Raw genomic sequence first — 18078 nt, 5'->3', positions numbered from 1 at the left:
TCCTTGCTTAGTTTTTGCCGCGGGCGTATTCCTCCGGGGTTTGCCCGATTACGGTTCTGAAATCTTTAATAAAATGGGATTGATCGAAATATCCGAGATCGGAGGATAGCTTCAACCAATCGCAGGCTTGGCCGCGATCGACCGATTCCGCCGCATTTTGCAACCGGCAGAGCTTAATAACCCATTTCGGGCTGACACCCACGTATTGGTCGAACAGGCGCTGCAGCTTTCGAATATTGATATGGAAATATCGGCATACGTCATCGACTTTGATAATGTCCCGGTCTTCGTTGATCCGGTCTATGATCCGGTTGACAAATATAATATTCTCGTCCTTGTCCGGAAGCTTTGGACGCAAGATCTTCTCCGCCAGTTCAACCATTCTCCGTTCGTCGGTTTGCGATAGGATGGAGCTTTCCACGCAGCCGGCATCCGCACCGAACATGCCAGCGATCGTCGCTGCCCGCTCCGTGAGCGAGGATATCGGTCTTTTGCAGAAAGGGTAAAATCCTCCCGGTTTAAACTTCACGCCGAAGACGCATCCTTTCTCTTTGAGAAGATAGGAAAATTTATGTTTCGCCGGACCGAAAATGCCTGATTTGCCATGTTCGATCACCATATTGACGCACGGGTTCGGGATTACGTGCTGCAAGTACGGTTCTTCCCCGGTTAAATCCCAGCTGACGATCCAGTAATGTTTGACGAAAAATGCAAGGTCGCCGGAGGGCGCGTGGCGCGTAAGCTTATATTTCTTTTCCATGTCGCGCATTTTTAAAATGCCTAAGCTCGGCTTTAAATGCATCTTTGTCCCTCCCGATTGTCGCGTTTTTACAATACGACGATCTAATAGATCGATATAATCAATCATAGCACGAAGGAGGGATCGTATGGAATTGAAATACGAGTTTTATATTAATGCGGAGCCCGAGAAGGTATGGGACGCGCTAACAACGGCGGAAGGAACGAGCAGCGTTTTTTTCGGAAGCGCGCTTCGATCGAATTTCCAAGTCGGCGATTCTTTCGAGTACGTCGGACCGGGCAACGACGGCGAAGAAACCGTGCATGTGTATGGAACCATTCTGGCTTTCGAGCCTTGCCGAACGTTAAGCATGACCGAACATCCCGGTCCATCTTACAGGGAAAACCATGCTTCGCTCGAATCGAGAATCACATATACGCTGGAGACGGTAGGCCAATGCACGAAACTGACCCTGGTGAACGACCGGTGGACGCCCGATCACCCATCGTTCGAAAACGCGAAGAGCAGTTGGTGGATGATTTTAAGCGCCGTCAAGACTTGGGCCGAAACGGGAAAAACGATGGATTTTGGCTGGTAATGAGCAAGGACGCCCCGATTATGGGGCGTCCTTGCCGAACGTTTCGCTTAATTCCGTGAGGGTTAGGAGCATATATTCGATTAATTCGGGGATGTCCCTCATTTGATCCTCATTAATTTGCCGATTGAATTGCAATTCGACCGTATTCATATAGTTCTCGTGCTTCCCGCCGTATACGAAGCTTATCGTCTGCACCGGCGGAAGGTCGGGTTTCCATATCCGCAGCAACAAGTCTTCAATCATTGCGCATTCCTTCGCGATGTCTTTCACCGGAAGAAGAAAGCGCAGCAGCAGCGTACAGCCGGGAGTTTCGCCCGGCGCCTCGAGAATTTCCGCCGCTAAATCTTTCAAAGACGCCGCCAGACGAATTTCCGCCTTAACCGTATCCTGATCCGTCAACGCAAATTGCAGGGCGAACTCCCTTGACATGGTCGACATTTCCAAACGGTCGATCCGGCCGGTTATGCGGATCGTTCCGCTCAAGTTATCCAAATCGTACAATTGATTTTCAAAAGCAACTTTTAAATTGTCGAAAACGGTAGGGTCGAACATGGCGTTATCCTCTTTCCATAGGAATGATATATCTATCGTATCTCGAAATCGGCCGCTAAATCCACGCTTATCTCCGTCATATGCCCTTCGAAAGGCTTCACAATCCGATATGAACCCGGCGCAAGGTCCGAGGGAAGCGAAATTTTCTCATGAAAGGATTCGCCCGGCGGGATCACGATGCCTATGGACGGTACCGCGCCTTCAATGGGGACTAACGTCCATCCCGCAGGTTCGCTCCGATACATAGTATATCCGTAACCGAGAAACAAGTCATTCGGCCCTGCATTATATAGCGTTAATTCGGCGGTCTCTGCGCCTTTGGCCGGCGGTTCGACGGTAAGCCGCGCGTTCAGCTCGTTCGGCGGGACGAAGAGAGGAGAGAGCAGCGTATCCTCCACAGCGCCTTCGGCGGATATGACTTCGACGCTGAGCAAGTAATTGACGTTTGGCTGCTCAGGCATTTTATGCGAAAAATCGACGCGTCCATTGACGGTATTCGTGACGTCCGCCGTATATTCCTTGATCAGTTCCAACCTCTTTCCCGCGTCGTCTCTGCGCGTAATTTGAAACCGGACCGAGCGACCTTCCGGAATTTGTCCGATTGCGGCGCCGGCCTCCGTTCCCGCCCGAACGACTCCGGAACTGTAGGAAGCGATCAGATTGAGGCCGTTCTCCGCTTCAAACCATTTGCCGGTGTTTGGATTGTAATCGTCGGCCGCGGCGCGCGCCCGGTCGGGCGGGAGCATCGCCGAGTAGAGCACCGTATCCGGGTTGCCTATCGTATCCGAGAGAGCGGCGACGGCAGGATCAATGACCGCAGACGGCGCCTTCTCCGAATCCGGAATCGCCCCTGCGCATGCGGATAACAGCAAACTGATAACGATGAAAACCAGCTTTTTCATAAGCGAATCACTCCTTGCATTCCAAACGAACGCTGCAGGAAAATAGTTGCAAATATGTTATTGATAAACCCCGGGCAATATTTACGAATCGATCCGCATTCTGCCTTTCTTGAATACGGAGGTTGTCAGGAACAATCCTAAATTCATTATGGGTTTTTCCGGCGCGACGACGTTCTTGTCGTATTTCAATCATTTGGGAGTGATAACATTTTACGGACCGTCCGTTATGGCAGGGCTGGCCCAATTGAAAAGCCTTCCTTCGGAACATGCGGACCACTTAAAATCAATATTCTTTTCTCATTCTTACCCATATCGGTATTCCCCTTTTCGGAAATGGACAAACGGTATCAAGATTGGGGGAAATTGCAAACATTAGGCGAATGCCAGCCTTTTTATGACAATCGGAAGGGATGGACGTTTTTGCAGGGACATGCCGCAGCACAGGGGTTATTGTGGGCGGTTGCATTGAAGTGCTTGAATTTATGAAATCGACGGCCTATTGGCCCGATGAAGCGTTTTGGAACGACAAGGTTTTGTTCTTCGAAACTTCGGAAGACAAGCCTTCGCCGATGCAAGTGGGATATATGCTGCGGAATTACGGCATGCAAGGCATTTTTTCCAAAATCAAAGGGGTGATCTTCGGCAGAGCGAAGGATTATTCCGACGAGGAGAAGATAGAACTCAACAAGATCATTATCGATATCATCAAAGGCGAGTTCGGTGCCGAACATATACCGATCGTCGTCGATGTCGATTTCGGGCATACGGACCCGAAATTGATCCTCCCGCTCGGAGGGAAGATCGAATTAATCCCAGCTAAGAACGATCTGATTCTCTTGGAAAATCCGTTCGCTGAGAGACTTTAGCGAGAACATACGTTTGCATACCAATTGTTCCTCGGTTATAATATACTTAGAAACACGACATAGAATAGCTCCATTCTCTATACTTTGAGGTGTGACAATGGAACAGTTAAAAGAAATGTTAAAAGAAGTGCTACAGGAACAACTCGCTCCTATAACAGTCAGGCTCGATGGAATGGAAGCCCGAATGACAACGATGGAAGATCGGATGTCGTCGATGGAGACTCGAGTGATATCGATGGAAGATCGGATGTCGTCGATGGAGACTCGAATGATATCGATGGAAGATCGGATGTCGTCGATGGAGACTCGAATAATATCGATGGAAGATCGGATGTCGTCGATGGAGACTCGAATGATATCGATGGAAGATCGAATGTCGTCGATGGAGACTCGAATGATATCGATGGAAGATCGGACATCGTCGATGGAGATTCGAATGATATCGATGGAAGATCGGATGTCGTCGATGGAGACCAGATTGGCATCGGTCGAAAATCAGGTGGCATCGGTAAAAGACCAGCTTGATCGTATGGAACATGTCCAGACGGAAGATGTCGTGGCGATGATCCAAGTCATGGACAAGAAGCTGACGATGCGAACGGATATGCAGGAACGCCAGATCGGGGTGCTGAACGACAGATTATTCGTCGTCGAGGCCGAAGTTCACAAATTGCATAAATAAGTTTGACGAACGATTAGACATTTGTATCCCTATTTTATAGAAAAGTATACCTACTAGTACAAGTTTCGCCTCCTCTATAATGATTCTGTGAAATCAGTTTCATTCGAGGAGGTTGATCGCATGAAGAAGAAATGGCACACGCTTATCGCAGTCCTCATTTTTTCGCTTTGTTTGGGTACGACATCCGTATTTGCGGCAGATACGGTTGCAACAAACATGCAAGTTCTAGTAAATAATCGTCCGGTTCAACATTTGGAGCCTTTCTATTCCGGGGATGTATTGTACGTTGCCGCAGCGCCGTTGGCGAAAGCTTTGGATTTGCGGCTGGGGAACGTCCGGAACAACCGGTTTACGCTGCAAAAAAATACGCTGCTCATCGAAATGGAACTAAACAGCGACAAGGCATACATAAATAATAAATCAACTGTTTTGGAAGCGGTTCCGCTAAGGAAGAACGGGGTCGTCTACGTTCCGCTGCCATTTGTCGCCGCAGCGGCCGGTTATTTGGCGGAATGGAATGAGGTGCGGAATATGGTTGTCGTCAGTCCGTCCTATAAAATCGTAGCGTACTTCACATCATGGGGGAATTTGAAAGTGTCGGATATCGATGGGGCGAAGCTTACGCATATAAATTATGCGTTCGCCAACATCGTAGACGGAGAGGTTGCATTAAGCAGTCCCAAGGAACAGGAAGAACCGTTCCCGGGCCGATGCGAAGGGGAAGATTGCGCCAAGTTTCTCGACGATTTTCAAGCGTTGCGGCAATTGAAGCAAACGTATCCGCATCTGCAAACGCTCGTCAGCGTGGGAGGATGGACGTGGTCGGGACGTTTCTCCGACGCTGCGTTGACCGAGAAATCGCGGGCCAAATTTGCGGATAGCGCGGTGAAGTTCATTCGCGAACACGGCTTCGACGGAGTCGATCTGGATTGGGAGTATCCGGTGGAGGCCGGCCTGGAATCGAATGTGCGGCGCGCGGAGGATAAGGGGAACTTCACGCTGTTATTGAAGCAAATCCGCGAGAAGCTGGACGCCGCGGGCAAGGAGGACGGCAAGCATTACTTGCTGACGATCGCATCCGGTGCAAACCCGAAATATGTAGCCAATACGGAATTGGATCAAGTCGGCGCGACGGTCGATTTTATCAATATTATGACGTATGATTTTCACGGCGACTGGGAAGCGATCAGCGGGAATAACGCGCCTCTCTATTTCGATCCGGCCGATCCGGATCCGAATGCCCATCGATTCTATGCCGAAGCCGCGGTCAACGGCCATCTGAACGCGGGAGTTCCGCCTAAGAAGCTCGTGCTGGGCATTCCGTTCTACGGCAGAAGCTGGGGCGGCTGCGCTCCGGACAACAACGGGCTGTACCAGCCTTGCGAAGGCGGCAAGACCGAGCGCTGGGAAGCGAACGGGAACGGGTTCGTCCGCTATTGGAACGACAGCACGAAAGTGCCTTATCTATATAAAGCGGAAACCGGGCAGTTCGTCTCCTATGAGGATGAGCAATCGATCGGTTATAAAGCGGAGTTTATCAAATCCAACGGACTCGGCGGCGCGATGTTCTGGGAATTGAACGGAGACCGCGACGGGTCGCTGCTGGCAAGGTTGGCGCAATCGTTAAAACCTTAATCGTTAGAAAAGAAGCTGCCTTTGTTGGCAGCTTTTTTAGATTGAAATACAGGCTTAGTATTACATACCGTTGCGGTTTTTTCACAAAAAAAAGCTGCAGACATCATGTCTGCAACTTTTCACCTATTGGCTATGAAGCAGCTTTTTCACGCGTACGGCAATTTGATTGACGCTAAAGCCATATTGTTCGATGATCGTTTCCCCCGGAGCGGAAGCGCCGAATTTGTCAATCGCGATGATATCGCCTTCCATGCCTACATATCGTTCCCAGCCGAGAGAGGAAGCCATTTCAATGGCGATCCGTTTCTTGACGGATGGGGGGAGCACGGATTGTTTATATTCCGCGCTTTGCTTCTCAAAGCGATCCCAGGAAGGCATGCTGACGACAGCGACATCGATTTGTTCTTCCGCCAGCGCTTGTTGAACTTGTACGGCAAGATGAACTTCGGAGCCGGTCGCGAGCAATAAAGCCTGCGGACTGCCGGATTTGCTCTTCGATATCGTGTATGCGCCTCTGGAAACTCCCTCGTAAGCAAGCAGGCGCGTATCCTTCATCGTAGGCAGATTTTGCCGGCTAAGCACAAGCGCAGTAGGAGTGCTCTTGGATTCCAGGGCTAATCTCCAGGCAGCTATCGTTTCATTGGCATCCGCCGGACGGATGACGGACAAATTAGGCATGGCTCTCAAGGAAGCCAGTTGTTCGATCGGCTCATGCGTCGGCCCATCCTCTCCGACCGCAATACTATCGTGAGTAAAGACATAGGTCACAGGCAAGCCCATGAGCGCCGCCAAACGAATCGCCGGGCGTAAATAATCGGAAAATACGAAAAACGTACCGGCATACGGTTTTAATCCGCCATGCAAGGCCAACCCGTTGAGGATGGCTCCCATCGCAAACTCCCTGACTCCGAACCAAATATTTTTGCCGTGATAGGATTGCGGCAAGAACGGTTCGGCCTGTTTGATCATCGTTTTGTTGGAACTTGCAAGATCGGCGGAGCCGCCGATGACGCTCGGCAATTCTTTCCCAAGCGCGTTAACGATTTCTTCGGAAACGGCCCGGCTTGCGGCGGAGCTTCCGAATGCATATTCAGGCAAGATTTCTTTCCAGTTCAACGTAAGCTGATCTTCGATCGCCGCCTGCAGTTGCTTGGCCGGTTCCGGATAAGCAAGGGCATATTTGTTCCACAGCTCCTGCCACGCCTTTTCTCGATTCATGCCCCTTTGCACGATTTCCGCTTGGAAATGAGCGTATACTTCCTCAGGTACATAGAAAGGGGTTTCGTGAGCCCATTGCAATGCCTGTTTCGTTAATTTCGCTTCCTCGGAACCTAACGGCGAGCCGTGCGAAGCGGATTTGCCGGCTTTATTCGGCGAACCGTAGCCGATAGTCGTTTTGATTTCAATGAGCGCAGGCTTTGTAAGATCGGCTTTGGCGAGTTCCAGCGCATGCGAAATTTGTTCTACATTATTGCCGTCCTCTACCTTAACATATTGCCAGCCTTGGGCTTCAAATCTTTGTTGTACATTTTCGGAAAACGACATATGCAACTCGCCGTCCAAAGAGATATCATTGGAATCGTACAACACGATTAATTTGCCCAATTTCAAATGTCCGGCAAGCGAGGCGGCTTCATAGGAGATGCCTTCCATTAAATCCCCGTCGCCGCAAATGGCGTACGTAAAGTGATCGACAATGCGCAGATCGGGCCGATTGTACACGGCGGCAAGATGCTGTTCCGCTAAGGCCAGCCCTACTGCGGTCGCAATGCCTTGACCGAGGGGACCGGTCGTAGCATCCACTCCCGGGGTATGCTTATACTCCGGATGCCCCGGCGTTTTGCTTTGCCACTGGCGGAATTGTTTGAGATCGTCCATCGACAAAGCATAGCCGGAAAGATGCAATAAACTATAAAGCAGGCTAGAGCCGTGACCGGCGGACAGAACGAAGCGATCCCGGTCGAACCAAGCCGGATTGTTCGGATTATGGTTCATAAATTTGGTCCACAGCGTATAGGCCATCGGGGCGCAGCCGAGCGGCATGCCGGGATGTCCCGAATTGGCCTGTTCGATCATATCAATGGATAAGCTGCGCAGCGATTGAACGGATAACTGTTCGATGTTCGTCATCATAGATGCACGTCCTTTGCAAGAAAATAGGTTATAAACGATGAAAATCCTCAATATTTTGCGCCAGTTTGAGATACTGCTCGTATTTTACGGCATAGTCTTGCTGCTTATCGGGGTTCGGATTAAAATCGGCTTCGTACGGTTCGCAATAGATCTGCTGCGCTTCTTCGATGCTTGCGAACAAACCGGCAGCGACGGCGGCGTATATGGCCGCTCCTTTCGCACAGACCTGGTCTTCTTTGCTGATCATAATCGGCCGGCCCAATACGTCGCTCATCATTTGCATAATGTATGGGGATTTGTTGGCGATTCCGCCAATGACGATGATGCGGTCGATTCGAAGCCCGTGTTCGATAAAACTGTCAAAAATGCGTTTGGCGCCGAAAATAGCCGACATGATAAGCGCTTGGTAAATCGCAGGCGCAGTGCTTCCTAAATTCAGCCCTGCAATCGTTCCTTTCACATTTTCATTTAAAACGGGATATCGTCTGCCGTTAAACCAATCCAAAGCGACGATTTGATTCGCCGCAAGCAACGGGATTTCTTTTGCCGCCGCTTCAAGCCGGTACAGCAGCTGCTCCGACCATTGTTGTTGCAGCAGCTTTTTTTGGTCTTCCGATAAGACTTCCGTTTGCCGAAGCATTTGCTCGACCGGCCACATTAACAGCGATTTGAACCATGCGAAAATATCGCCGAAGGCGGCTTGTCCGGCTTCAATCCCTACGTATCCGGGGACGATGGAATGTTCGGCCATTCCGCATACATGCTTCATCTCTTTATTCTGCAAGCGCTCCGACCGCTCGATCATCATATCGACGGTGGAAGTTCCTACGACCTTGACTAAAGTGTGCGGCTTGATGCCTGCTCCGACCGCTCCGGCATGAGCATCGAAAGAGCTGCCGGATATGACGACTTGTTCATTCACGCCTAATTGTACGGCCCACGCTTTGGAAATCGTACCGATCGCCGTGTCGGCATGCTTAGGCCCGGCGCCGTATCTTTTCTTTATTAATACTAAATAGGGGTCCAATTGCTGAAGGCATTCATCCGCCGGCAAACCGTCAAAAGCGCTATGCCAAAGGGCTTTATGGCCTGCCGCGCAGGAAGAGCGGTACAGCGCCAGCGGATCCGTTTGTCCGGTCAGCAGGCCCGCAAACCAATCGCAATGTTCAATCCACGTATAGGCAGCTTTTTTTACCTCTTCATCTTGTCGTATCGTGCGCAAAATTTTGGCCCAAAACCATTCCGAAGAATAGGTGCCCTGATATTGCGTATAGTCGACCGAAGTTGCCGAGGAAAAGACGGCGTTAATCTCTTCCGCTTCCGCAATCGCGGTATGATCCTTCCATAAATGGAACATGGCATTCGGATTATGTGCGAATTCGGGTTTCAATGCCAAGGGAACACCCGCTCCATCGACAGGACATGGCGTCGATCCGGTGGTATCGATGCCGATGGCGCGCAAACGCCCGCCGGCATGTTCGCCGGCATCGCGCAGCGCCGCTGTAAAGGCAGCGGTGAAGGCTTCGATGTAATCTAACGGATGCTGCCTGAATTGGCTGATCTCATCGTTGCAATATAATCTTTGCGACCAGCGCGGATAGGCGCAGGACGCTTCGGAAACAGTTCGGCCCGTTGCTCCTTCCGCCATAACGACTCGTACCGAGTCGCTGCCAAAATCCACGCCGGCAACAATCATGCTTGCTTTGTTTTCCAAGTCAAGACCTCCTCTTTATCCAGATAGCGGCAAGCTCGAGATGCGGTTAGCGGATGCGAATGACGCATTTCGTTACTTTGTCTTTCTGCTGAATCGATTTCTCCATTCCTTCTTGAATGCGGTCAAATTCAAAAATATCGGAAACGATATCTTTCAGCGGAATGATTCCTTTGGATACGGCCTCGATCGCCTTGGGATAAATGTTGCGGTAACGGAATACCGTTTTGATTGTAATTTCATTGTCGATAATATTGTTCACATGCATTTGCGCTTTGCCGCTGCTTGTATACCCTACAAGAACGATCGTTCCGCCTCGTTTGACCATTTTGGCGGTTTGCAAAATCGTTGCTTCGGCGCCGGCCGTTTCAAATACGTAATCCGCACCCTCGCCGTTCGTTAACGCCATGACGGCGTCGATGGCATTGCCTTCGGTGGCGTTAACGGTATGGGTGCAGCCTAATTGTTTGGCTTTCTCCAAGCGATTCTCCACCAGGTCGACAACCGTAATATTGTGCACGCCCATGCTTTTTAAAGAAAGCATTGTGAGCAGACCGATCGCCCCTGCGCCTAAGATTACGGCAGACGCTCCGACTTGAGCGCCGGATTGCAAGGCTGCATGCATGCCGACGGCCAAAGGTTCCATTAACGCCCCTTCCATCGTGCTTACATTGTCCGGCAGCTTAAAGCATAGATTGGCGGGATGCGAAATGTACTCGGCAAAGCATCCTTCGAGAACAGGCAAAGAGGCGTAGAAATACACCTTCGGACAAAGGTTGTATCTTCCTGATTTGCAATAATCGCATGTATAGCATGGAATGCCCGGTTCTACGGCAACGCGGTCTCCCGGCTTCAGATCCGTAACATTTTTTCCGACCGCTTCTACCACTCCGCCCGGTTCATGTCCTAGAACAATCGGCTCCGTTACATGCTTTTCTCCGATAAAACCGTTTTCAAACAGATGCATATCCGAACCGCAAATTCCGACGTAATCCAGTTTAATTAATACATCGTCATCTTTCACTTGGGGAAGCGGCTTTTGTTCGAAATCTAATTTTCCCACCGTATTCATAATGGCTACCTTCATTGTTTTGCTCATGTCTCTTACTCCTCGTCTCATGTATTCATGTTAAAATATATCCATATCATAAATTATAAAGTTTATCATGTAAACTCTTAGGAAGAAAAAAATTTAAGTAATGAATCCAACTTTTTCTTATTCGGCCCATTTTTTCGGGCAGAAATTATTTTCCAATCGAAAAAAATGCTTTTTTTCTAGTTGACACCGCTTCCAGTGTGTAATATATTCAAATTGTCAATGATATTTAAGTTGATTACGTAAATTTTTTATCTTATAAAAGTTTACACAATAAACAGATTGGAGGAAAAATGAAAAGAGCTCAAAACATAGATGAAGTGAAGAAGGCCAATCGTGGATTGGTGCTAAATTTACTTTTAAGGCATCGGATCATTTCACGATCGATGCTGGCTGTAAAGAGCGGGTTAAATAAAGCCACCATCACCAATATTATCAATGAATTTGAAGAAATGGGCGTCATTAAAGAACAAGGCCCGATCTTATCTGAAAACGGCCGCAAAATTACCGGCATTTCGCTGGCCCTGGATGATGTTGTATCCGTTGCCGTAAGGATTAACCGCGATGCGATCGAATTTGCATTATGCGATATTCAAGCGGAAGTGCTGCAAAAAAGCATGGTTAAAATCGATAAGGATACACCCATCTCTTCCATATTGTCGTTTATATACGACGGAATAGACCGAATGATTGCGAGCGACGCAAGCAAGAAGGTATTAGGCATCGGGATCGCGATTGTAGGTCCGTTAATGACCTATAATGGGAAAACGATTGCAAAGGTATATGATATGCCCGAGCTTTCCAAAGTGGATTTCCTGGAGCAAATACAAGCGAAATATCCTCACTTGAACGTGTACATCGATCATGACGCGAATGTATCCGCTTTAAGAGAATGGAGAGACTATGTAGAAGAAACGGGAAATACGAAGGGCATAATGATGTATTTGAATTTAGGGGATGGGATTGGCGGAGGCATCATGATCGACGGAAATTTAATCCGCGGCAAAAATGGAATCGCGGGCGAAATCGGCCATATGGGCATCAACTTCAATGCCAAACGGAATGAGTTCAATAAGGTTGGCATTTTGGAGCGATATGCGGCTCCCATCAATTTAGTTCGATTAGTGGAAGAAAGATTGCATGAGTTTCCGAATTCGCAGCTTCATGAACATTCTTCCATCAGCGAGATTTATCATTATTACGAAAAGGACGACGAACTGGCGGTTTGGGCGGTGAATCAGATGGCATGGTTTCTTTCTTACGGAATCGCCAATCTGCTGTATATCTTGAACCCGGACACGATCGTTTTTGGCGATATGATTGTCAATTCCCCCAAATTTTTAGCGCAATTAAAAAACAATTTAAGCAATGACCTGCCCGAAGAAATTGTAGACTCGATCGACATCCGCTTTTCCAAATATGAAAAGGGAGGCATGTTGGAAGGGGCGGGATTGATGGTTGTGAGAAAGTATATGGACTCGCTTGATATTATCGATTTCATTGAAACCCATTATGGGTAATGGAAGGAGGTGAAGGACAAAAGCAAGCGGGGGAATATCACATAAATATTTTCATTATCTATTTGTTCATCAATGGAGGGTCAACCTATGAAAAAACAGTTAAAGTATGCGTTAAGTATGTTATCGGCAATCACTTTGGCAGGAAGCTTATTAGCAGGATGTTCGAGCGGCAACGGGGATTCCGCCAAGGATGGCGCCGTATTGAATATCGCTACGGTCAATAACAACGATATGGTGATTATGGAAGAGATGACTTCCGAATTTACGGAAAAAACAGGAATTAAAGTCAATTATACCGTTCTCTCCGAGAACGAAATCCGTTCGAAAATTACGCAAGATGTCGGTTTAGGCGGCGGGCAGTACGATCTGTTCACCATCGGCGCTCAAGATTCTGCCGTTTATTTGGATAACGGTTGGACGGAGCCGTTGGACGGGCTGCTGAACGGCATGAGCGACGACGAAAAAGCTTGGTACGATCTGGAGGATGTGTTCCCTGTAGTACGGGATTCCTTATCCTCTGAAACGAAAGGTCTCGGAGCGCTGCCGTTCTATGCGGAAACGACATTATTGTTCTATAATAAAGAAATTTTCGAAGCGAAAAATTTAACGATGCCGGAAAATCCGACATGGGATCAAGTTTACGATCTGGCGGTGAAAGCGCAAGATAAAGAAAAAGGCATTGCCGGCATTGCGCTGAGGGGCTTGCCTGGCAGCGGACAAAATATGTTTATTTTCAGTTCGATCGCGAATGCGTTCGGAGCGCAATATTACGATATGGACTGGAATGCAACGTTTGATACGCCGGAAATGAAAAATGCCATTGAATTCTATAAGAAAATTTTGGCCGATGCCGGACAAGCGGGACCGACTTCGACCGGATATACGGAAGCGTTGAACTTGATGTCGACCGGAAAAGCGGCCATGTGGTACGACGCCAGCGTCTCTGCCGGCACGCTCGCCAATTCGAAAGACTCGCTAGTTTCCGGAAAAATCGGATACGCCATGGCGCCGCTTCAAGTGAAACAAGACGCTACCAATACCATCGGAGGCTGGGGCCTCGCCATTAACGCTTCTTCCAAAAATAAAGAGGCGGCATTCAAGTTCTTAACATGGGCTACAAGTAAAGATTACATCAATCTTGTGGGCGAGAAAAAAGGTTGGGAAAGCACGCCGTCAGGCACTCGCATCTCCACTTACGACAATGAAAATTATAAGCAAGCCAGCGATTTTGCAGACATTACGAAAAAAGCGATTTTGCAAGTAGATTTTCATAACCCTGCTATAAATAAAACACCGTATACAGGAAATTCCATTCCGAATATGGCTGAATATTCATCTTGGGGCGAGCAAATCGCTCAATTGCTTGCATCCCATTTGGTCGATCAAAAGAACATTGACGCAGTATTGAAAGAAGGACAAAAAATATTGACGGATGTAGCTGTTGCGGGAGGATACAAGAAGTAACGATCGAACTACATTCTCCAAAATTACTGGTACGGAGTAAGTACGTACCAGTAATTTATTTAATGGAAGAGGAGAAGAACAATGAATACAAAGGGCGATAAGAGTAAATTATTAATTCTTCCAGCACTGATTGTTGTTGGAGTTGTCACGCAGATTCCGTTTATTCTTACCATTATATTTTCATTTATTAGTTGGAATGTGAAAAGACCCGATTTAGGCATTAAGTTTGCCGGAATCGACAATTATAAAAAAATATTGACGGACGGCCAGTTTTATCAAGTTGTATTGAATTCGCTGCTCATTGTTATCGTTGCATTAGCGATATGTACCGTGCTCGGCATTTTATTCGGCTTGATGCTGAATCGCAACTTTAAGGGCGTCAATCTGCTGAGAACGCTATTTGTTATCCCTTATTTTGTGATGGAAGCCGTCGTCGGCATTATATGGAAAACATTGATGCTGAATCCGTCGCTTGGTCTCAATTATTATATCTCCAGCGCGCTGGGGCTGGAACCGATCGATTTCTTCGGGAAATATGCCTTGCTTACGATTATGATCTTGATCGTATGGCAATGGACACCTTTCTTCTTCCTCATCATTATGGCCGGATTGCAAAACATGCCGTCCGAAATTATTGAGAGCGCAAGAATCGATGGGGCTACCGGTTGGAAATTGTTGCTCCATATTCAATTGCCGTTAATTCGCGATCATATCAATGTTGCCATGACACTCGGATTAATCAATATTTTGAAAGTGTTCGGATTAATTTATGTCACGACATCCGGAGGCCCGGGCAGTTCGTCAAGCAATTTGCCGTACTATTCCTATAAGGCGTTATTCTACGATTGGAATGTGGGAACCGCCGCTGCAATCGCTGTCGTTACCGTTGCGCTTACGCTGATTGTTGTCCAAAGATTTTACGGATTTATGATCAAGAACAATACAAAGAATGTATGAACTTCTTAGTCTAGGTGGTGAAAAAATTGAGCAGACGCGCAAAAAAGAATCTGATGACAACAATAGCGTATGTTGTAGTTTTGTTATGGCTTTTCCCGATGTTGTATATGTTTTTGTCCAGTTTCAAATTTGAAAGCCAGGTTTCCGTTCCATCATTATTCTTTACACCGACATTGGACAATTATCGGGATGTTGTCACTCCCGAATTCTTCAAACATTTATCCAACTCCGTGCAAATTACGCTTGGTACGGTGGTAGCGTCCGGAATTTTTGGCGTGCTGGGCGCTTACGCGCTAGTCTATTCGTCGATGAAAAAAGCGAACAGCATTTACTTTTGGTTTATTACGACCATATTTTTGCCGGCCGTCGCTGTCATTACGCCTGTCTATATTGTGCTCGCGAAATTGAATATGTTGGACACGAAGCTGGCTTTAATTTTGTTGAATACAGGAGCGGGCATTCCTTTGATGATATGGATGTGTACCACCTACTTTAAAGAAATTCCCGGTGAAATTATAGAGGCTGCGAAAATAGACGGCTGTTCGAAGTCAGGTACCTTTTTCAAAATTATGCTGCCTTTAATTAAAAACGGCATCATCTCTTCGGCATTGCTGGTGTTTATTGTGACATGGAACGAGTTTTTCTTCGCCGTTACCGCAACCGCAACGCAATCCGCGCCTTTGCCGGTTTATATGAGCAAGTTTATGACACAGCAAGGCTATTTCTGGGGCAAGATGTCGGCCGCTGGGACAATGGTAGTGCTTGTCCCGATCCTCATCGGCTTCTTTACCTATAAGTCGTTAGTTAAAGGGCTGACGGCAGGTTCGGTGAAAGGGTAAAACCGAATATTATGTTTGAAACGCTTTCGAAGCGCTCCCTCCTTTAGAATCGATATGAAGGAGGGATTTTGCGTGGAATTAGACAAACATCGGAAGAATATTGGTAAGACCGGATGGAAAACAAGAGCGCTCATTTTCATCATGGTTATTTCGGTAACGACAATGCTCCTATCCTCTGTCGCTGCGGGGGAACCGTTCGATCTAAAGGATGCGACGATTGATCCGAACGTCAAACGAAACGTTCCCATCCTTAAAATTCCGGTACAACCGGAGCAACCGAAGCAACCCGGCAATCCGAAGGCGACGGTCAGATGGGAATACCGTTTTAATGCTATGGTATTTACTGCGCCGGCGGTCGGTCCGGACGGAACGATCTACGTGGGCACGGATAAGCGAAAACTGTACGCGATTAAGCCGGACGGATCCTTGAAGTGGGAAATCGAATTAAATTTTTCGCCGAATAAACTCGCCGTCGGATCTGACGGTACGATCTATGCGGCTGCAGATCCAAATGCAAGCAACGAGGTCCATGCCTTCGATCCGGATGGGAAAAAGAAGTGGGAATTTACAAGGGGAGGACCCGAAGTCAAGCTTTATTTTGACAATCCGTTCTCAGCTCCGGCCGTAGGGACGGATGGGGTCATCTACATCGGCGGAGCCAGCGATAGGAAAATGTATGCGATTGAGCCGGACGGAGCGAAAAAGTGGGAGAACGCGACAGCGGGGTTGGCCGCTTCCCCTATAGTCGGGAAAGACGGGACGATCTATGTCGGCGACACCAGCGGGGTTCTGTATGCATTCACATCGACGGGAGCTAAAAAATGGACACTTCCTATTGGCGGGCTCATTTTCAATGCGCCGACAATTGCGCCGGACGGTACAATCTATTTGACAACTCGCGTTTTAGGGCTAAAGGAACAAGGATTATATGCCGTTCATCCGGAAGGATTGAAGAAATGGAGCTATACGGACTACTCCTACCCACGCTCTTCCCCGACCATCGGCGCCGACGGCACCATTTATGTCGGAGCGGAAATGGAGTTGCTCGCCTTCAATCCGGACGGAACAGTGAAATGGAGGATGCTTACCAAAGACACGATGCGCTCGAAACCGGCTGTAGGAATGGATGGCACCATTTATGCCGGTACTAATAATATGTTATACGCGGTAGATGCCGACGGGAAAGTGAAATGGGAGTTTGGCGCAAACTCAATCGGCTCTAAAGACCCTGTTATAGGAAACGACGGAACCCTTTATGCGGTCTCTTCTTCTTCCTTGCACGCGTTGGGTACCGTCGCCGCGAGCGGCATCAGCTTAAATAAAAATATGCTTAGCCTGCAAGCGGGAAGCAGCGAAGAGTTGACGGCAAAGGTGAGCCCCGAGCAATCAACGAACAAATTGGTGAAATGGGGAAGCGGCGACAGCACAGTGGCTACGGTGGACAACGAGGGCAAAGTTAGCGGGATCGCGCCGGGCATCGCCGTCATTACGGCAACTGCCGAGGACGGGGGATTCGCCGCCCAATGCGTCGTCACGGTCGTTCCAGCCCAAGCGCCGGCCCCCCCGTTAACCCCCGCTCCGGCACCGACGCCAGCACCGGTACCCGTTCCCGTGCCGGAACTTCCATTCCCCGATATTGCGGAGCATTGGGCGAAGACGAACATTATAGCAGCCGCCGAGCTAGAGATCGCGAACGGTTATCCGGACGGAACATTCCGGCCGGATGGCAACGTGACCCGCGCCGAGTTTGCGGTCCTGCTGATGAAATGGATGAAACCGGCGGCGGAAGGCGCCAAGCTCGCCTTTGCTGACCAGGACAAGATCGGGGATTGGGCGGTTAAGGCGGTCTCGCAGGCCGTACAACTCGGCATTATCAACGGTTATCCGGACGGTACTTTCCGGCCGTCGGCCAACATCAGCCATGCGGAAATGATCGTCATGGTTGCCAGAGCGTCAGGCTTGCCTGCCGACGGAGAGTCGCAAACCGGCTTTGCCGACGAGGAAGCCATCCCTGCCTGGGCGAAAGACGCCGCAACTGCGGCAAAGCAAAACGGCATCCTCGATTTCTGGCGCGATAACCGGTTTGCGCCGCAGGTTAAGTCGACCAGAGCGGAAGCCGTGTCGGCCATCGTGCGGATGCTCGAGTTGAAAAATTAGGGTATACCGGAATATTGGTGTTCAGATTGCAAGAAACTAAAAAGCGTCAATTTCAGCATGCCGCGAGCGGCTGACTCCCCCGCCGGGTGGGCTAACCAAACCTAGACACGCTAATCGCCTGTAAATCATCTTGTTGCCGGGTGTAACGAAACTATAACACGCTAATGAAGGGAAAAAGGCGATAAAACGGCCGATTTCCAATGAATAACGATACGCACTTTCGTTAG

Annotated in this window: 17 protein-coding genes; 11 read left to right on the top strand and 6 right to left on the bottom strand. The window is 48.7% G+C overall.

Annotated elements, in window-relative coordinates:
- Nucleotides 1-7: 7 nt before the first annotated feature.
- Nucleotides 8-802 carry an AraC family transcriptional regulator gene (locus KQI79_RS17635; RefSeq protein WP_216539608.1) on the bottom strand — a complete coding sequence of 265 codons (795 nt, stop codon included), beginning with the start codon at nucleotides 800-802 and terminating at the stop codon, nucleotides 8-10.
- Nucleotides 803-887: 85 nt separating this feature from the next.
- Here KQI79_RS17635 and KQI79_RS17630 point away from each other — a divergent pair, with 85 nt between their 5' ends.
- On the top strand, nucleotides 888-1337 hold the full coding sequence (locus KQI79_RS17630) for an SRPBCC family protein (RefSeq protein ID WP_216539607.1): 450 nt from the start codon (nucleotides 888-890) through the stop codon (nucleotides 1335-1337).
- A gap of 18 nt (nucleotides 1338-1355) precedes the next feature.
- Here KQI79_RS17630 and KQI79_RS17625 read toward each other — a convergent pair whose 3' ends face one another.
- Both KQI79_RS17625 and KQI79_RS17620 read right to left on the bottom strand, forming a co-directional pair.
- Complete coding sequence (locus KQI79_RS17625) at nucleotides 1356-1889, bottom strand: hypothetical protein (RefSeq protein WP_216539606.1); 534 nt, start codon at nucleotides 1887-1889, stop codon at nucleotides 1356-1358.
- A gap of 32 nt (nucleotides 1890-1921) precedes the next feature.
- Nucleotides 1922-2791, bottom strand: a complete 870-nt coding sequence (locus tag KQI79_RS17620; protein WP_216539605.1) for an immunoglobulin-like domain-containing protein — start codon at nucleotides 2789-2791, stop codon at nucleotides 1922-1924.
- A 109-nt stretch (nucleotides 2792-2900) separates the two neighbouring features.
- On the opposite strand from KQI79_RS17620, the gene KQI79_RS27690 reads away from it, so the two are divergent.
- The 5 genes from KQI79_RS27690 to KQI79_RS17605 all read left to right on the top strand — a co-directional run bounded on the left by KQI79_RS27690 (nucleotide 2901) and on the right by KQI79_RS17605 (nucleotide 5974).
- Entirely contained in the window at nucleotides 2901-3167 is a 267-nt protein-coding gene (locus KQI79_RS27690) for a S66 peptidase family protein (protein WP_253298230.1), read from the top strand.
- Between the two features lie 76 nt (nucleotides 3168-3243).
- Nucleotides 3244-3657: a S66 peptidase family protein gene (locus tag KQI79_RS27685; protein WP_367398212.1), complete on the top strand. Its 414-nt coding sequence runs from the start codon at nucleotides 3244-3246 to the stop codon at nucleotides 3655-3657.
- A gap of 84 nt (nucleotides 3658-3741) precedes the next feature.
- Nucleotides 3742-4182, top strand: coding sequence for a hypothetical protein (locus tag KQI79_RS17610; protein ID WP_356711417.1), 441 nt, complete (start codon nucleotides 3742-3744; stop codon nucleotides 4180-4182).
- Nucleotides 4157-4339 carry a hypothetical protein gene (locus KQI79_RS28315; protein ID WP_356711414.1) on the top strand — a complete coding sequence of 61 codons (183 nt, stop codon included), beginning with the start codon at nucleotides 4157-4159 and terminating at the stop codon, nucleotides 4337-4339. Before KQI79_RS17610 ends, KQI79_RS28315 begins: the two co-directional genes overlap by 26 nt.
- A gap of 120 nt (nucleotides 4340-4459) precedes the next feature.
- Entirely contained in the window at nucleotides 4460-5974 is a 1515-nt protein-coding gene (locus KQI79_RS17605; protein WP_216539603.1) for a glycosyl hydrolase family 18 protein, read from the top strand.
- Between the two features lie 123 nt (nucleotides 5975-6097).
- Here the strand turns inward: KQI79_RS17605 and tkt are convergent, their stop codons facing one another.
- From tkt to KQI79_RS17590, 3 genes are read right to left on the bottom strand one after another with little or no spacing between them, the layout of a single operon-like run.
- Entirely contained in the window at nucleotides 6098-8107 is a 2010-nt protein-coding gene (gene tkt, locus KQI79_RS17600) for a transketolase (RefSeq protein WP_216539602.1), read from the bottom strand.
- A 28-nt stretch (nucleotides 8108-8135) separates the two neighbouring features.
- On the bottom strand, nucleotides 8136-9821 hold the full coding sequence (locus KQI79_RS17595; protein WP_216539601.1) for a ribulokinase: 1686 nt from the start codon (nucleotides 9819-9821) through the stop codon (nucleotides 8136-8138).
- A 46-nt stretch (nucleotides 9822-9867) separates the two neighbouring features.
- A complete protein-coding gene (locus KQI79_RS17590; RefSeq protein WP_253298229.1) occupies nucleotides 9868-10917 on the bottom strand; it encodes an NAD(P)-dependent alcohol dehydrogenase in 1050 nt (349 codons plus the stop codon).
- Between the two features lie 290 nt (nucleotides 10918-11207).
- On the opposite strand from KQI79_RS17590, the gene KQI79_RS17585 reads away from it, so the two are divergent.
- From KQI79_RS17585 to KQI79_RS17565, 5 genes are all read left to right on the top strand, one after another.
- Nucleotides 11208-12434 (top strand): ROK family transcriptional regulator, encoded by a 1227-nt coding sequence (locus KQI79_RS17585; RefSeq protein ID WP_216539600.1) that lies wholly within the window; start codon nucleotides 11208-11210, stop codon nucleotides 12432-12434.
- Nucleotides 12435-12521: 87 nt separating this feature from the next.
- Nucleotides 12522-13898, top strand: a complete 1377-nt coding sequence (locus KQI79_RS17580; RefSeq protein ID WP_216539599.1) for an ABC transporter substrate-binding protein — start codon at nucleotides 12522-12524, stop codon at nucleotides 13896-13898.
- An 81-nt stretch (nucleotides 13899-13979) separates the two neighbouring features.
- Nucleotides 13980-14855: a carbohydrate ABC transporter permease gene (locus KQI79_RS17575; RefSeq protein ID WP_216539598.1), complete on the top strand. Its 876-nt coding sequence runs from the start codon at nucleotides 13980-13982 to the stop codon at nucleotides 14853-14855.
- Nucleotides 14856-14968: 113 nt separating this feature from the next.
- On the top strand, nucleotides 14969-15694 hold the full coding sequence (locus KQI79_RS17570; protein WP_216539597.1) for a carbohydrate ABC transporter permease: 726 nt from the start codon (nucleotides 14969-14971) through the stop codon (nucleotides 15692-15694).
- A gap of 72 nt (nucleotides 15695-15766) precedes the next feature.
- Nucleotides 15767-17851 carry an S-layer homology domain-containing protein gene (locus KQI79_RS17565; RefSeq protein ID WP_216539596.1) on the top strand — a complete coding sequence of 695 codons (2085 nt, stop codon included), beginning with the start codon at nucleotides 15767-15769 and terminating at the stop codon, nucleotides 17849-17851.
- Nucleotides 17852-18078: the final 227 nt, after the last annotated feature.

Origin of the sequence: Paenibacillus sp. MSJ-34, from assembly GCF_018918005.1 — a bacterium.
GTDB lineage: Bacteria > Bacillota > Bacilli > Paenibacillales > Paenibacillaceae > MSJ-34.
The sequence above is the reverse complement of the archived record's forward strand: the minus strand, read 5'-3'. Positions and strand labels throughout refer to the sequence as shown.

Excerpts from the sequence above, each read along its gene's own strand:
- KQI79_RS17635 (WP_216539608.1), bottom strand. The coding sequence starts at position 802 with ATGCATTTAAAGCCGAGCTTAGGCATTTTAAAAATGCGCGACATGGAA.
- KQI79_RS17630 (WP_216539607.1), top strand. The coding sequence starts at position 888 with ATGGAATTGAAATACGAGTTTTATATTAATGCGGAGCCCGAGAAGGTA.
- KQI79_RS17625 (WP_216539606.1), bottom strand. The coding sequence starts at position 1,889 with ATGTTCGACCCTACCGTTTTCGACAATTTAAAAGTTGCTTTTGAAAAT.
- KQI79_RS17620 (WP_216539605.1), bottom strand. The coding sequence starts at position 2,791 with ATGAAAAAGCTGGTTTTCATCGTTATCAGTTTGCTGTTATCCGCATGC.
- KQI79_RS17605 (WP_216539603.1), top strand. The coding sequence starts at position 4,460 with ATGAAGAAGAAATGGCACACGCTTATCGCAGTCCTCATTTTTTCGCTT.
- tkt (WP_216539602.1), bottom strand. The coding sequence starts at position 8,107 with ATGATGACGAACATCGAACAGTTATCCGTTCAATCGCTGCGCAGCTTA.
- KQI79_RS17590 (WP_253298229.1), bottom strand. The coding sequence starts at position 10,917 with ATGAGCAAAACAATGAAGGTAGCCATTATGAATACGGTGGGAAAATTA.
- KQI79_RS17585 (WP_216539600.1), top strand. The coding sequence starts at position 11,208 with ATGAAAAGAGCTCAAAACATAGATGAAGTGAAGAAGGCCAATCGTGGA.
- KQI79_RS17580 (WP_216539599.1), top strand. The coding sequence starts at position 12,522 with ATGAAAAAACAGTTAAAGTATGCGTTAAGTATGTTATCGGCAATCACT.
- KQI79_RS17575 (WP_216539598.1), top strand. The coding sequence starts at position 13,980 with ATGAATACAAAGGGCGATAAGAGTAAATTATTAATTCTTCCAGCACTG.